This is a genomic window from Duganella callida (assembly GCF_004614165.1).
Classification (GTDB): domain Bacteria; phylum Pseudomonadota; class Gammaproteobacteria; order Burkholderiales; family Burkholderiaceae_D; genus Rugamonas; species Rugamonas callida.
Map to the genome: position 1 here is coordinate 1 of NZ_SPVG01000211.1, position 13,336 is coordinate 13,336.

The window sequence follows — 13,336 nt, forward strand, 5'->3', positions numbered from 1 at the left end:
GCGCTGCCGCGCCGGCGCCTGCCGTTTCCGCGGCATCGGCCGGCGGCAAGTCCGCCAGTGCGCCCGCGCCTGCGGCCAGCACAGCCGCCAACAACATCACGTTGACCAACCTGACTTCGTGGACTTTCGGCGAACTGCCGGAGCTGCTGGAAATCGCTCAGGGCAAGCTGACGCTGATCGGCTTCCCGGCGCTGGTCGACAAGGGCACGCACTGCGACCTGGAAGTGTTCGACGATCCGAATGTTGCCGCGCGCACGCACCGCGTCGGCCTGCGCCGCCTGTTCGCGCTGCAGATGAAGGACCAGATCAAGTTCATCGAAAAGAGCATCCCCGGCCTGCAGCAGATGGGCATGCAGTTCATGAGCATGGGCACGCAGGAAGAACTGCGCGAGCAGATCATCAACAAGGCGCTGGACATCGCCTGCCTGCAGGACCCGCTGCCGGTCGACGCCGCCAGCTTCGCCAAGCGCAAGGAAGAGGGCAAGTCGCGCCTGGTGCTGCTGGTGAACGAGATCGCGCGGTTGCTGTCGCAGGTGCTGACCGAGTTCCACGGCCTGCCCAAGCGTCTGCAAGGTCTGCCGCAGCAGGCGGCGCAGGACATGCAGCAGCAACTGCAAGGGCTGGTGCACAAGCGCTTCCTGCAGGAGAACGACTACAGCCAGCTGGCGCACTTCCCGCGCTATCTGAAGGCGATGAACGTGCGGATCGAAAAGCTGCGCGGCGATCCGTCCCGCGATGCGAAACTGACGGCGGAATGGCAGCAGGCCGCCGCGGCTTACCAGCGTGCGATGCGCGACAAGTCGGCCGGCAAGAATACCGATCCGAAGCTGGTGGAATTCCGCTGGATGCTCGAGGAATTGCGCGTCTCGCTGTTCGCGCAGGAGCTGCGCACGCCGATGCCGGTGTCGGCCAAGCGCTTGCAGAAAGTGTGGGAGTCGATGCAGCGCTAAACCGGCCCTGTGCGCGTTGCCGTACGCAGCGCGCGGCGGCTTTGGGGTAGACTGATTGGCAACTCCAGGAGGTTGCGATGAAGGTCAAGACCGGCAAGCTGATGAGTAGTCTGCTACGGGCCGGAACCCGGTCCGCGAAGCTGTTCGTCGCCGTCTCCAAGGCGGCCGCCGAGGCGGCCGCGCCGCCCAAGCCGAAAACCAGGAAGCGCAAGGCCGCTGTCAAACCGCGTGCGACCGGCGGCACGCGCGTCGGCGCCTCGGCCGCGGTGGCGCCCGCGCCGGAGTTCGCGTCCGCCGTCGCTCCCGGCAAATGGTTGTCTTCCCACGTGCCCGCCGCCGGCGGCAAGCGCATGAACTATTGGCTGTATCTGCCGAACAGCCGCGCGGAAAACCTGCCGCTGGTCGTGATGCTGCACGGCTGCCAGCAGACCGCCACCCAGTTCGCGCAGGGCACGCGCATGAATTTGATGGCGGAGGAGGTGGGCCATGCGGTGGTCTATCCTCAGCAACTGCTCAGTAGCCACCCGCAGCGCTGCTGGAAATGGTACGACCGCGACACGCAGCATGGCGGCGGCGACGTCCCCACCATCGTCGGTATCGTCCACAGGGTGATGACGCAGTACCCGGTCGACCGCTCGCGCATCTACATCGCCGGCATCTCGGCCGGCGCCGGCATGGCCAACATCGTCGCGCTCAACCATCCCCATCTGTTCGCCGCCGTCGGCCTGCATTCCGGCCCGGTGTTCGGCGCCGGCCACAATACACTGGGCGCCCTGAGCGTGATGAAAAATGGCGCGCCCGGCATGCGTCCCGATCTCGCGGTGCAGGAAATCCTGCAGCGCCATCCCGAATTCCCCGGCATGCCGGCGATCCTGTTGCAGGGCGAGGGCGACGGCGTGGTCCACCCCATCAACCAGGCCCAGTTGATGCGCCAAAGCCTGCAGCTGAACCGCCTGGCCGGCCTGGCGAAGATCACACACAAGCCGCGCGGACGCGGCGGCAGCCGCAATGCGCACCAGTTGCACGAGTTTTATGAGGGCAGAAAACCCATCCTGCGCGTGGTCCAGATCGAACAGCTGGAGCATGCCTGGAGCGGCGGCGATCCGGCGCTGTCATTCAACCAGCGCGCCGGACCGGATGCGAGCCGGATGATGCTGGAGTTCTTCCGCCATCACCAGCGCGTTTGAATCACTGCTGCGTGCCGATGCTGGTGATGCGGCCTTGTGCATCCAGCTTGACGACGGTCGGAATATTGCGCACGCCGAAGGCGCGGAAAACGGCGCCATCCTGATCCAGCGCCTGCGGAATCGCGGTGTGCTTCTCCTTGGCGTAATCGCTGAGCTCCGAGCGCGAAGTCCACAACGGCGACGCAATGGCCAGCCATTCCTGGCCGCGGCCCTCGGCCTGTTTCTCCGTCTCGATGCGGGTGCGGGCGCAGGCGGCGGCGACGGCCGGACGGCTGTCCTTCAGATACGACTCGCACCAGGGCGAGAAGAACACCAGCGTGCGCGGCTTGCCGGCGCCCAGCGTCACCTTGTCGCCGGCCATGGTGGTGAGGCTGATGCCGCTGACCTTGTCGCCGACCTTGAACGCCGCCGGCGCCTTGCCCTGCGGCGCCAGTGCAACCGCGTCGCCCGAAGCCGGCGTCTTCGCCACCCGCTCCAGCGCATCATGCAACTCCTTGTCATCCAGATGGCCGACGTGCACGACGCGGCCATTGGCATCGATCACGATATGCTGCGGCGTCACGCGCAGATCGAGCTGGGCGCCGAGCGTGCCGTCGTCGATCACGGTCGGTATATGCAGCTGGTACTTGGCGACGAAGGCGCGGACATCGGCCGCGGTCTCGCTGTAGCCGGTATTGACCGCCACCATGGCGATGCGCTTGCCGTATTGCTGATAAATCTGCTCGAACCCCGGCGCCTGCTGATTGCAGGGGATGCACCAGGTGGCCCAGAACTTCAGATACACAGGCTGCTTGCCGTAGAACGACGCCAGATCGATACGCTGACCGTCGATGCTCGTCAGCGTGGCGCGCGGTCCCGGCTGCCCGACCAGTTTCTGCCCCACACGCTGCGCGCGCTGCCGGCCATCGCCGCCATCATTCGCATCCGCCGCCCCGGCGCCCGCCGACAGCAAGCCGCACAACACCAACACCACCGCGCTCCATTTCATGACACACCCTCGATGAGTTCAACATCAACCCATCCTACCCATCCGCTGGCACAGATAAAAGGTGCAAGAATCGCCTACACGACTAGGCCAAGAAAGCATGAGCCACCTCAAGCCTGCGGTTCGATAGCGGTCGTAAGCTTTTCTTGTTTGAGTGTATCTCATGGAATACACTGTAAAAGGTTAGCCAAGATGGATGTCTTACAGACTGAGGGTTTCAGCTCATGGTTTGCTCATCTTAAAGATAAAAAAGCCCGGGCGCGCATACAGATGCGTATAGATCGCCTGGAGGATGGGAACTTGGGTGACCATCATTTTGTCGGCGACGGCGTATCCGAATTGCGGATTGATTATGGCCCGGGCTATCGCGTTTACTATGCAATGCAAGGGAGCACAGCCATCATAGTTTTAGCCGGCGGCGATAAAGCGTCTCAAAGCAAGGACATCAAAATCGCGCGATTGCTTGCGAAACAGTTGTAGGGGACAGACATGACACTCAAATTAACAAGCTGGGATAGCGCGGCACATCTGCGGAGCCCAGAGGATATTGCACTCTATCTCGATGCGTGCCTTGAGGAGGCTGGAGACGATGTGGAATTTATTGCCAAGGCTCTGGGCAATATCGCTCGTTCGCACGGCATGACTCAACTCGCTAATGACACTGGCCTGGGACGAGAAAGCCTGTACAAGGCACTTTCAGCTGACGGCAATCCAAGTTTTGCCACGGTTCTGAAAGTGATGCGCGCACTTGGATTGCAATTCCGTGTCAAGGTGGCAGCTTAAAGCAGCAGAAAGGCCAGGGCGGCGACTGCGGTGGGGGCGAGGGCGCCTGCCAGCAGGCCGAGCGTGCCGATGGATTCGTCGCGGAAGCCGCGGCGCAACAGGGCCACGCCCGCCGGGTTCGGCGCGTTGGCGATCACGGTCAGGCCGCCGCCAGTCACGGCGCCCGCCATCAGCATGTATTGCGCCGGCGCGGAGATGCCGTCGATCAGCGAGCCCAGATAGGTGAGGGCGGCATTGTCGGTGATCGCGGTCAGGCTCATGGCGCCGAAAAACAGGGCCAGCGGCGACAGGCTTTCGACGATGGGCTGCAGCCACCATTGCTGCATGCCGCCCAATACCACCAGCCCGGCCAGGAAGAAGCCGACCAGCAAGCCTTCCTTGATGATCAACGGACTCTGGTGCCGCTGGTAGGCTTGGGTGTAGCCGAGGAAGAACATGAACACACCCAGGAACAGTTCCGTGTGATGGCCCAGCAGCACCACCGCCGCCAGGAAGCCCAGGTGGATGGCGCTGGCGGCCAGCGGCACCGGGGCGGCTGCGGCATCGCCGGCGGCCGGCGCGCGCAGGTGGCGGCGCAGTGCGAAGGTGGCGGCGCTGGCGTTGATGAGCACCGCCACCATCGCTTTCCAGCCGAACTGCGCCGCCATGAAGGCGCTGTCCCATTGCCAGTTCGCGGCCACCATCAGCACCGGCGGCGCGGCGTAGGCGGTCAGCAGGCCGCCGATCGAAATGTTCACGAACAGGACGCCCAGCGCGGCGTATTTCAGCCGTTCCGGCATGCCGTCGCGGAAAATCAGCGGCGCCAGCATCAGCGCCGCCAGCGTCATCGCGGCCGGCTCGGTGATCAGCGAGCCGGTCAGCGGCACCAGCGCCAGGCCCAGCCACACCAGCGCCACCTCGGTACGCAACGGCATCGCGCGCGCCATCGCCAGCAGTACGCGCTCGACGATGGCCAGCACCGGCCGCGACGCCGCCACCACCATCACCACGAACACGAACAGCGGCTCGGTGTACTGGCGCGATTCGGCGTAGGCGACCGCCGCTTCGCCACCGTTGAGCAAGGCCAGCGCCAGTATCAGGACGCAGGCCCAGAAGCCGAACACCACCTCGACCTCGCCCAGCAGATGGAACAGCCCGGCATGGCGCGGGTGGCGGTGCGCCAGCACCTCGAAGGATTTGGCGGCGAAAGTGTGCAGCAGCGCCAGGCCGAACAGGATCGCGCCGACCAGTTGTATCGTTTGCAAAATGCGTCCTTTGTCAATTTTTCTTCCAGCATGGTACCGCAAAGCACGCACGATACACCTTGCCAAAATGGCCTTGAAAGAGTACTGTGTATTTATACAGTATTTGCCTTATAATGCCATGAACCACCCCGAAACCGTGCACCCGTCCCTGTGGCGGGCCTCTCAGCTTGCGCACAGCCAGACGCGTTGCCTGGATACGGGCTTTGCCGCGCTGTCGGCGCAGTTGCCGGGCGGCGGCTGGCCGCTGGGCACGCTGATCGATTTGCTGCTGCAGCAGTCCGGCATCGGTGAACTGCGTTTGCTGCAACCGGTGTTAAAGGCGCTGGGCCAGCGGCCCATTGTGCTGCTGGAGCCGCCGCATGCGCCGCAGGTGCTGGCGCTGGCCGCGCTTGGACTGGAACCGTCGCAGCTGCTGTGGCTACGCAGCGGCGCCAAGGCCAGCGACGCGCTGTGGGCGGCCGAGCAGGTGCTGCGCAGCGGCTGTTGCGGCGCGCTGCTGATGTGGCAGAAACAGGCGCGCGGCGAAACGCTGCGCCGCCTGCATCTGGCGGCGCAGAGCAACGACACGCTGTTCTGCATGCTGCGGCCGCTGGCGGCGGCGCAGGATGCGTCGCCGGCGCCGTTGCGGCTGTCGCTCAAGCCCACCCAGGGCGGCGTGCACATCGGTTTCGTCAAGCGGCGCGGGCCGCAGCGCGACGCGCCCTTGTTTCTTCCCTTGACCCCGTCTTTGTTGCAACGAAATCATGCGCCTCTGGATCGCGATACACCTGCCCCGGCTCCCGCTCGAAGTATTCTGCCCGCGCTGGTCGGCGGATAACGGCACGGTGGTGCTGGAGCGGGAGCGGGTGGTCGCCATGGCAGACTCGGCCTACGAGGCCGGCGTGCGCGCGGGCTTGCGGCGCGGCGGCGCCATCATGCTGGCGCCGCGCGCGCAGTTCCAGCAGCGTTCGCCGCCGCTGGAGGCGGAAGGGCTGCACGCCGCCGCCATGGCGCTGCTGCAGTTCACGCCGCAGCTGGCACTGGCGGAAGAGGCGACGCTGCTGCTCGACGTCGGCGCCAGCCTGCGGCTGTTCGGCGGCATCCGCGCGCTGTGCCGGCAAGTGGCGGCCAGCGTGCGCGCGCTGGGCTTCACCGGCACCCTCGGCTGTGCGCCCACCGCGCGCGGCGCCTGGCTGCTGGCCTGTGCCGATGCCGGCCGCGCCGTCACCATGGGCACGCTGGCGCGCAAGCTGGCGGCGCTGCCGGCCGCTCTGCTGCCGCCGGCGCGGCCGTATCTGGGCTGGCTGGAAGGCATAGGCTGCCAGACCCTGGGCCAGCTCCACGCACTGCCGCGTCCCGGCCTGCAGCGCCGTTGTGGCCGCGCTGTGCTGGACATGCTGGACGATGCCCATGGCGCCCGGCCGGAACTGCACACCTGGCTGGAGGCGCCGGCCAGTTTCCGCGCCAGGATGGAACTGTTCGACCGCGTGGAGCAGGCCGACGCGCTGCTGTACGGCGCCCAGCGGCTGCTGCTGCAGCTGACCGGCTGGCTGAGCGCGCATCAGCTGGCGGTGGAACGTATCCAGTTGTTGCTGGAGCATGAGCGCGGCCGGGTGGCGCGGGCGCCGACCGTGATCGAGGTGGTGCTGGGCGAGCCGACCTGGCGCGACACCCATCTGCTGCGGCTGCTGAAAGAGCGCCTGGCCAAGCAGGTGCTGGAGGCGCCGGTGATCGGGCTGGCGCTGGAGGCGCCGCAGGTGCGGCCGATGGCGCCGCCCAGTGAGTCGCTGTTTCCCGAACCGGGCGGCAGCAAGGAGGACTGGCAGCGTGTGCTGGAGCTGCTGACCGCCCGGCTGGGGGCGGAGAATGTGCTGCAGGCTGTGCCGCGCGCCGATTACCGTCCCGAGCAGGCCAACCACTGGGCCAGCATCCAGGAAAGAATCCGTCCGGCCGACGCGCGCGCGCAATTGCCGCCGCAGGTGGGCAGTCTGCCGCGGCCGGCGTGGCTGCTGGCCAGGCCGATTCCGCTGGTACTGCGCGACCACCGGCCCTATTACGGTTCGCCGCTGCGCATCTGTTCCACCGGCGAGCGCGTCGAGGCCGGCTGGTGGAGCCAGACGCTGGCCCGCGACTACTACATGGCGGAGGGCGAGGACCGCGCGTTTTACTGGTTGTACCGCGAGCGCAGCGGCCAGCAGGATGAGCGCGAGCCGCGCTGGTACTTGCAAGGCTTGTTCGGCTGAGTTTAAGTTTCTTTAAAAGAAAGGTCTTTATCATGCCCTGCTTAGACTTTATGCGATTGAGAAATGAAACTAGGACCTTTACTGGTGCCGTACACCGCCCTGCTGGTGTTGTTGACGGCGCTCGTCTGCCTGGCCATGGCCCGGTATTTCGACCGCCGTAGCGAGCGCAAGATCGAAGCCACCATCACCTGGATGCTGTTGATCGCACTGGCGGCGGCGCGGCTGTTCTTCGTCTGGCGTTATCGCTCGCTGTATCTGAGCAGCCCGCTGACCATCCTCGACATCCGCGACGGCGGCTGGGATGCCGAGGCCGGCGTGATCGCCGCCTGGGTCTATGCGCTGGCGCAGATCCACCGCACGCGCGCGATCCGCAAGGCCATGCTGTGGACGGTGGGCGCGGCCAGCGTGGTCTGGATCGCCGGCTCGCTGGCGCTGTTTGCCCGCACCGCGACACAGGGCAGCATGCCGTCCCAGGTGCTGCAGGACCTGCAAGGCCGCCCGGTGACCATCGGCGACTTCCGCGGCAAGCCGACGGTAATCAATTTCTGGGCCACCTGGTGCCCACCCTGCCAGAAGGAAATGCCGGCCATGGCGGCGGTACAGGCGCAACGGCCGGACGTGAATTTCGTCTTCGTGAACCAGGCCGAGCCGCTGGATACGGTGGTCGAATTCCTCACCATTGCCCGGCTATCGCTGAAAAATGTGCTGCTCGACCCGCAGCAGGCCGTGGCCCGCGATTTCCAGGTGATGGGCTATCCGACCACCCTGATGTTCGACGCCTCCGGCAAGCTGGTGTACCAGCACATGGGCGCGCTGTCGGAAGCCGCGCTGACCCAGCATTTGGGAGAGGTGGCGACACAGCCGCCCGGAAGTTTGGTTAAATGATGCCTGATTCCATCACCAGGACAGGCCATGCATTCACATCGACAAGAATTTATCGGCGCCCACGGCGATAAGCTGGCGGCGCGGCTGGACCAGCCGGCGGGCGAGATCAAGGCGTATGCGCTGTTCGCCCACTGCTTCACCTGCGGCAAGGATGTGTTTGCCGCGAGCCGGGTGGCGCAGGCGCTGACCGAACATGGCATCGCCGTGCTGCGTTTCGATTTCACCGGCCTGGGCGCCAGCGAGGGCGAGTTCGCCAACACCAATTTCTCGTCCAACCTGGCGGACCTGGTGGCGGCCGCCGATTTCCTGCGCCAGCAGTTTCAGGCGCCGCGTCTGCTGATCGGCCACAGCCTGGGCGGCGCGGCGGCGCTGGCGGCGGCGTGCGAGATGCCGGAAGTCAAAGCGGTGGTGACGATCGCCGCGCCCAGCGATACCGCCTCCGTGGTCGGCCTGTTCGGCCAGCATCTGGATGAGATCGCGCGCGAAGGCGAAGCGCTGGTGCAGCTGGCCGGGCGGCCATTCCGCATCCGGCAGCAGTTTGTCGAGGATGCGGGCAGCCACAACCTGAAGCAAAAGATCGCCGGCCTGCAGCGCGCGCTGCTGTTGATGCACGCGCCGGGCGACGACACGGTCAGCATCAACAACGCCATGGATATTTTCATGGCGGCCAGGCATCCGAAGAGTTTTATTTCGCTGGACAGCGCCGACCACTTGCTGACCCGGCGCGAGGATGCGGTCTACGTCGCCAACCTCATCGCCGCCTGGGCCGGGCGCTATGTATTTTAGAAATCTTCCGACAGGTCTTTCCAGCCCTTGCCGGCGGCAAAGGTATTGAATTCGTCGGGCGCTTCCAGCACCAGCAGCCGGCTTTCCTGCAAGACCGGATCGCCGGGCGCCAGCTCCGGCCCCTTGTAGCCGACCGTGCGCAGTTGCGCCACCACGGCCGCGATCAGGGCCTTGTCCTTGTGCAGTCCGCTGATCGGCGCCTTGAAGTCGACATACACGTCGATGGCGCCGTAGCCTTCATCGAAAATGCGGATCGCCTTGACGTCGTGGGCGCGGCCGGCGCCGTCGGTGGCCTTGAACGGGCCGCTGAGCTGGATATCGGTGTCTTTGTTCATGGACTCAGCATAACCGTTCTAGTCGACTTTCGGCAAGGCCATGCCGCGCTGGACGGCGGGGCGCGCGCCTATCATGTCCAGCCAGCGGTTCAGATGCGGCTTGTCGGCCAGCTTGTCGCCGACGGCCGGCTTGAGCTTGTCGCGCGCGGCCACCGCCCACGGGTAGCAGGCTATGTCGGCGATGCTGTACTGCGCGCCGGCGATGTAGGGATGTTTCGACAGCTGCTTGTCCATCACGCCCATCAGGCGGTCGGCTTCTTCGACGAAGCGGTCGATCGCCAGCGGCGATTTTTCCTCCGAGCGCAAGGCGAAGAAGCCGAGCTGGCCGAACATCGGCCCCAGCCCGCCGATCTGCCAATGCAGCCATTCCAGCACCTGGTAGCGCGCGGGACCGGCGGCCGGCAGCAGTTGCCCGGTTTTCTCGGCCAGATACTGCAAGATCGCGCCGCTTTCAAAGATGGTCAACTTGTTGCCGTCGGCGTCGACGTGTTCCAGGGCCGGGATCTTGTTGTTGGGCGACATGGCCAGAAACTCGGGCGTGAATTGTTCGCCCTTGCCGATGTCGACCGCCAGAATATCGTATTCCAGCCCCAGCTCCTCCAGCATGATGGGAATTTTGCGGCCGTTCGGCGTGGTCCAGGTGTGCAGTGTCAGCATCGCGATCCTCCAGTCTAGTGCGGCTAGGGTACCGCGTTTGCTGCCGGAGGCGCGTTCAGTTTAAACGTGGCAAGGCCATGCCGCGCTGCACGGCCGCGCGCGACGACAGCGTGTTGATCCAGCGCCGCAGATGCGGCCTGCTGCCCAGCGCCGGTGCGTGGCGCAGCGCCGCCACCCACGGGTAACAGGCGATGTCGGCGATGCTGTATTCCTCGTTGGCCATGTAGGTGTAGCGGGTCAGCTGGCGATCCATCACACCCAGCAGGCGATCGGCCTCGTCGGCCAGGTGGGTATTGGTGGACTCGGCCACCAGCTGGCTCAGCACCGGGCCCAGGCTGGCGGTCTGCCAGTGCAGCCATTCCAGCACCTGGTAGCGGTCGGCGCCATGGTCGGGTAGCAGTTGACCGGTTTTCTCGGCCAGATACTGCAGGATGGCGCCACTTTCGAATACCGTGATGGTTCTGCCGTCGATTCCGCTATCGCTCAGCACCGGGATTTTGTTGGTCGGCGAGATCGCCTGGTAGGCCGGGGAAAACTGCTCGCCCTGGATCAGGTTGACGGTCTTGATGAGGTAGGGAATCCCGAGTTCTTCCAGCATGATGGAAATCTTGCGGCCGTTCGGGGTGGTCCAGGTGTGCAGCGTGATCATGATCGTGCTCCTTGAAAAACAGGCCGGGAGCATCCCGGCCTGTGGACCACGTTACGCTGTCTGCCGCGCTCGGCTTTGATGTGGGATTACTTCAGTGGTTGCAGGATCGCTTCCAGCCGGTCCGGCGTGCCGGCGATGCGTTCCAGGCGCGGATACTTCAGGCCGTCGTGATAGTCGAGCGCATAGGTCTGGTACAGATTGCCTTTTTTGACCAGCAGGTTGATCGGCTCCTTGCCGCCCTTGGCCGCCGTCACCGCCGCGCGCAGCAGTTCCGGCTTGTAGGCGCGGCCGTTCACCGCCAGCAGTTGCGCGCCGCCGGACAGGCCGGCCTTGAAGCCCACGCCTTCCCACTGGAACGCTTCCAGCTTGCCGTCCGCGCCCACCGAGAAGCCCAGCGAATACTGGAAGTTGGCCGACTTGCTCAGGTCTTCCTGCGCCTTGAGGAAATCGGTCGGCTTGTCGGTGTACACCAGCTTCCAGCCGGCGCGTGCCAGGCCGTCCAGCGGTGCGCCCGGGCCGTGGCCGTCCAGGCGGCTGCGCAGGAACTGCGCCCAGTCGTAGGGCTGCACCGCGTTGAGCGCCTTCACCACGTCGTCGAAGGTGTAGTGCTTGGCGACGTAGGCGCCGTCGTCGACGCCGAAGAAGCTGCGGGCGAAATCGTTCAGCGATTTTTTCTCGCCTGACAGTTCGCGGATCTTGGTGTCGGCGTCCAGCCAGATCAGTTCACCTTCCGAGTAGTAATCCTCGGCGCGCTGCCAGTTGTTCCAGCCCTGCGGCCGGCGGGCGTTGACGATAGGATCGTTGACGGTGTCCTGCACCGCGCGCCATTCGCGGCCCTTGACGTTGTCGTAGCGGGCGGCGGTGGCGGCGATCAGGTCGCGCGTATGTTCCGGCTTGATCAGGCCCGCGCGCGCGGCCAGCACCTGGCCCCAGTACTGGGTCTGGCCTTCGTACACCCACAGCAGTTCGTTTTGCAGCGGGGTGTTGAAGTCGGGCACGTTCTGGCCGGCCGGGCGGCGGAACTTGCCGTTCCACGAGTGGGTGAATTCGTGCGACAGCAGCTCGCGCCGCGCTTCGTACTTGTTCCACTCGGCGAAGTAACCAAGCTTGACGCCGTTCTCGCTGGACTGGTGGTGCTCGCGGCCGATGCCGCCGAATTCGTCGCTGATGGCGAACAGGAAATCGTAATGCTTGTAGTGCTGCGAGTTAAACAGCTTATACGCTTGCCGCACCATCTCGCGGTGCGGCGCGATCTGCTCCGGCGTCGCCTCCAGCTGCTCGGCCGAGTCGGCCACCACGTTCAGGCGCACCGGGATCTTCGCGCCCGGATCGAGGTCGATCTGGCGGAAATAGCGGCCGGCGAACAGCGGCGAGTCGATCAGGGTTTCCAGGTCCAGCGGCTTGAAGGCGACGTCGTCGCCGGTGCGCGCCTGCTGTTCCAGCGCGCTGCCGTACTGCCAGCCGGCCGGCACCTTCAGGTTCGGCTGCACCGTGATCTTGCGGCTGTTGTAGCCGGCCGGGTACAGCGTCACCGATTGCCACTGCACGCCGACGATGTCGTTGGTCATGGTGGCGCGGCCCTGGTTGGCCTCCACCGGCGACAGGTATTCGAACTCGACCTCGACGCTGGCGGCGCCTTTCGGCACCTCCAGGTGGAAGGCGTAGACGTTGACCATGTCGCGCACCCATTGCAGCGGCTGGCCGTTGGCCGTCACCTTCAGGCCGGCGAACTGGTTGAGCGCGCCGCTGGGACCGTGATTGCCGGGGATCCACTGCGGATACAGCAGGGTCAGCTTGCCGGGCTTGGCCGGGATGGTCTCGCGCACGCGGAAGATATTCTGCGCGGTGTTGGATGCATCTACTTTCAGGACGATGGTGCCCGGGTAGGGCGTATCGGAGGCGGCCTGGGCGCTGAAGGCGGTAGCCAGCACGGCGGCAAGTACGGCACGGGTCAGTAACATGATCAAAAACCGGTTTGAAAAAGGAAACGAGTGTAGCACGAAGGAAATCGAAAAAATTTGAAAAAAGACCTCTTGAAACCTTTTTGGGCCGACTTATATAGGACTCAGCGGTTGCCCAGACGGGGACCGCGAGACGGGGATGCTCCCGACACTCACAACCCATATCGCTTATTTTGACAAGGATATTTATCATGCGTACTTTCGACCTGACCCCCCTGTACCGTTCCGCTATCGGCTTCGACCGTCTGGCACAAATGCTGAATGACGCCGCCCGCAGCGACTCCGCTCCCAGCTATCCTCCTTACAACATCGAACTGGTTTCGGAAGACCAATACCGCATCGTCATGGCGCTGGCTGGCTTCAACCGTTCGGAAATCGACATCACCTTCGAGCGCGATTCGCTGACCGTGGTCGGCCGCAAGCAGAAAGAGACCACCGAGCGCACCTTCCTGCACCGCGGTATCGCTTCGCGTGATTTCGAACAGCGCTTCCAGCTGGCCAACCACGTCAAGGTGACCGGCGCCAGCTTCGACAACGGCATGCTTACCATCGAACTGGTGCGTGAGATTCCGGAGGCGTTGAAGCCACGTAAAATCGTCATCGACGGCGCGGACAACGTGACCGCGCTGGAACAACGCGCCGCCGCTTAAGCGCGTCTGACAGCAGTACCACAAATGGCCGGTGATCCGGCC

At 64.9% G+C, this 13,336-nt stretch carries 15 protein-coding genes; 9 read left to right on the forward strand and 6 right to left on the reverse strand.

Translation table 11 applies throughout. From position 1 onward, the window contains the following. Both E4L98_RS21220 and E4L98_RS21225 read left to right on the forward strand, forming a co-directional pair. On the forward strand, nt 1-950 hold a 950-nt coding region (locus E4L98_RS21220; protein WP_229257493.1), incomplete at its 5' end, for a DUF3418 domain-containing protein. A 77-nt stretch (nt 951-1,027) separates the two neighbouring features. Further along, a complete protein-coding gene (locus E4L98_RS21225; RefSeq protein ID WP_229257494.1) occupies nt 1,028-2,137 on the forward strand; it encodes an extracellular catalytic domain type 1 short-chain-length polyhydroxyalkanoate depolymerase in 1,110 nt (369 codons plus the stop codon). Between the two features lies 1 nt (nt 2,138). Here E4L98_RS21225 and E4L98_RS21230 read toward each other — a convergent pair whose 3' ends face one another. After that, a complete protein-coding gene (locus tag E4L98_RS21230; protein WP_135203536.1) occupies nt 2,139-3,125 on the reverse strand; it encodes a TlpA family protein disulfide reductase in 987 nt (328 codons plus the stop codon). A gap of 189 nt (nt 3,126-3,314) precedes the next feature. On the opposite strand from E4L98_RS21230, the gene E4L98_RS21235 reads away from it, so the two are divergent. Continuing rightward, nucleotides 3,315-3,602: a type II toxin-antitoxin system RelE/ParE family toxin gene (locus E4L98_RS21235; RefSeq protein ID WP_135203537.1), complete on the forward strand. Its 288-nt coding sequence runs from the start codon at nt 3,315-3,317 to the stop codon at nt 3,600-3,602. A gap of 9 nt (nt 3,603-3,611) precedes the next feature. Beyond that, a complete protein-coding gene (locus tag E4L98_RS21240) occupies nt 3,612-3,905 on the forward strand; it encodes an addiction module antidote protein (RefSeq protein ID WP_135203538.1) in 294 nt (97 codons plus the stop codon). Here E4L98_RS21240 and E4L98_RS21245 read toward each other — a convergent pair. Next, nucleotides 3,902-5,149 carry a putative Na+/H+ antiporter gene (locus E4L98_RS21245; protein WP_135203539.1) on the reverse strand — a complete coding sequence of 416 codons (1,248 nt, stop codon included), beginning with the start codon at nt 5,147-5,149 and terminating at the stop codon, nt 3,902-3,904. The genes E4L98_RS21240 and E4L98_RS21245 overlap by 4 nt on opposite strands. A 118-nt stretch (nt 5,150-5,267) precedes the next feature. On the opposite strand from E4L98_RS21245, the gene imuA reads away from it, so the two are divergent. The 4 genes from imuA (at nt 5,268) to E4L98_RS21265 (ending at nt 9,042) form a co-directional block, all read left to right on the forward strand. After that, nucleotides 5,268-5,966, forward strand: a complete 699-nt coding sequence (gene imuA / locus E4L98_RS21250; protein ID WP_135203540.1) for a translesion DNA synthesis-associated protein ImuA — start codon at nt 5,268-5,270, stop codon at nt 5,964-5,966. Beyond that, nucleotides 5,893-7,371 (forward strand): Y-family DNA polymerase, encoded by a 1,479-nt coding sequence (locus tag E4L98_RS21255; protein WP_135203541.1) that lies wholly within the window; start codon nt 5,893-5,895, stop codon nt 7,369-7,371. The genes imuA and E4L98_RS21255 overlap by 74 nt, the downstream gene beginning before the upstream one ends. A gap of 63 nt (nt 7,372-7,434) precedes the next feature. After that, nucleotides 7,435-8,256, forward strand: coding sequence for a TlpA family protein disulfide reductase (locus E4L98_RS21260; protein ID WP_135203542.1), 822 nt, complete (start codon nt 7,435-7,437; stop codon nt 8,254-8,256). 27 nt (nt 8,257-8,283) lie between these two features. After that, a complete protein-coding gene (locus E4L98_RS21265; protein WP_135203543.1) occupies nt 8,284-9,042 on the forward strand; it encodes an alpha/beta hydrolase family protein in 759 nt (252 codons plus the stop codon). Here E4L98_RS21265 and E4L98_RS21270 read toward each other — a convergent pair. From E4L98_RS21270 to E4L98_RS21285, 4 genes are all read right to left on the reverse strand, one after another. Next, nucleotides 9,039-9,377 (reverse strand): hypothetical protein, encoded by a 339-nt coding sequence (locus E4L98_RS21270; RefSeq protein WP_135203544.1) that lies wholly within the window; start codon nt 9,375-9,377, stop codon nt 9,039-9,041. The genes E4L98_RS21265 and E4L98_RS21270 overlap by 4 nt on opposite strands. An 18-nt stretch (nt 9,378-9,395) precedes the next feature. After that, nucleotides 9,396-10,034: a glutathione S-transferase family protein gene (locus E4L98_RS21275; RefSeq protein ID WP_135203545.1), complete on the reverse strand. Its 639-nt coding sequence runs from the start codon at nt 10,032-10,034 to the stop codon at nt 9,396-9,398. A 55-nt stretch (nt 10,035-10,089) separates the two neighbouring features. Continuing rightward, entirely contained in the window at nt 10,090-10,683 is a 594-nt protein-coding gene (locus tag E4L98_RS21280) for a glutathione S-transferase family protein (RefSeq protein WP_135203546.1), read from the reverse strand. 86 nt (nt 10,684-10,769) lie between these two features. Continuing rightward, entirely contained in the window at nt 10,770-12,644 is a 1,875-nt protein-coding gene (locus tag E4L98_RS21285) for a M61 family metallopeptidase (RefSeq protein WP_135203547.1), read from the reverse strand. 191 nt (nt 12,645-12,835) lie between these two features. Between E4L98_RS21285 and E4L98_RS21290 the strand changes: the two genes are divergently transcribed. Then, nucleotides 12,836-13,294, forward strand: a complete 459-nt coding sequence (locus E4L98_RS21290; RefSeq protein WP_135203548.1) for an Hsp20 family protein — start codon at nt 12,836-12,838, stop codon at nt 13,292-13,294. Nucleotides 13,295-13,336: the final 42 nt, after the last annotated feature.

Excerpts from the sequence above, each read along its gene's own strand:
- E4L98_RS21225 (WP_229257494.1), top strand. The coding sequence starts at position 1,028 with ATGAAGGTCAAGACCGGCAAGCTGATGAGTAGTCTGCTACGGGCCGGA.
- E4L98_RS21230 (WP_135203536.1), bottom strand. The coding sequence starts at position 3,125 with ATGAAATGGAGCGCGGTGGTGTTGGTGTTGTGCGGCTTGCTGTCGGCG.
- E4L98_RS21235 (WP_135203537.1), top strand. The coding sequence starts at position 3,315 with ATGGATGTCTTACAGACTGAGGGTTTCAGCTCATGGTTTGCTCATCTT.
- E4L98_RS21240 (WP_135203538.1), top strand. The coding sequence starts at position 3,612 with ATGACACTCAAATTAACAAGCTGGGATAGCGCGGCACATCTGCGGAGC.
- imuA (WP_135203540.1), top strand. The coding sequence starts at position 5,268 with ATGAACCACCCCGAAACCGTGCACCCGTCCCTGTGGCGGGCCTCTCAG.
- E4L98_RS21255 (WP_135203541.1), top strand. The coding sequence starts at position 5,893 with ATGCGCCTCTGGATCGCGATACACCTGCCCCGGCTCCCGCTCGAAGTA.
- E4L98_RS21260 (WP_135203542.1), top strand. The coding sequence starts at position 7,435 with ATGAAACTAGGACCTTTACTGGTGCCGTACACCGCCCTGCTGGTGTTG.
- E4L98_RS21265 (WP_135203543.1), top strand. The coding sequence starts at position 8,284 with ATGCATTCACATCGACAAGAATTTATCGGCGCCCACGGCGATAAGCTG.
- E4L98_RS21270 (WP_135203544.1), bottom strand. The coding sequence starts at position 9,377 with ATGAACAAAGACACCGATATCCAGCTCAGCGGCCCGTTCAAGGCCACC.
- E4L98_RS21275 (WP_135203545.1), bottom strand. The coding sequence starts at position 10,034 with ATGCTGACACTGCACACCTGGACCACGCCGAACGGCCGCAAAATTCCC.
- E4L98_RS21280 (WP_135203546.1), bottom strand. The coding sequence starts at position 10,683 with ATGATCACGCTGCACACCTGGACCACCCCGAACGGCCGCAAGATTTCC.
- E4L98_RS21285 (WP_135203547.1), bottom strand. The coding sequence starts at position 12,644 with ATGTTACTGACCCGTGCCGTACTTGCCGCCGTGCTGGCTACCGCCTTC.
- E4L98_RS21290 (WP_135203548.1), top strand. The coding sequence starts at position 12,836 with ATGCGTACTTTCGACCTGACCCCCCTGTACCGTTCCGCTATCGGCTTC.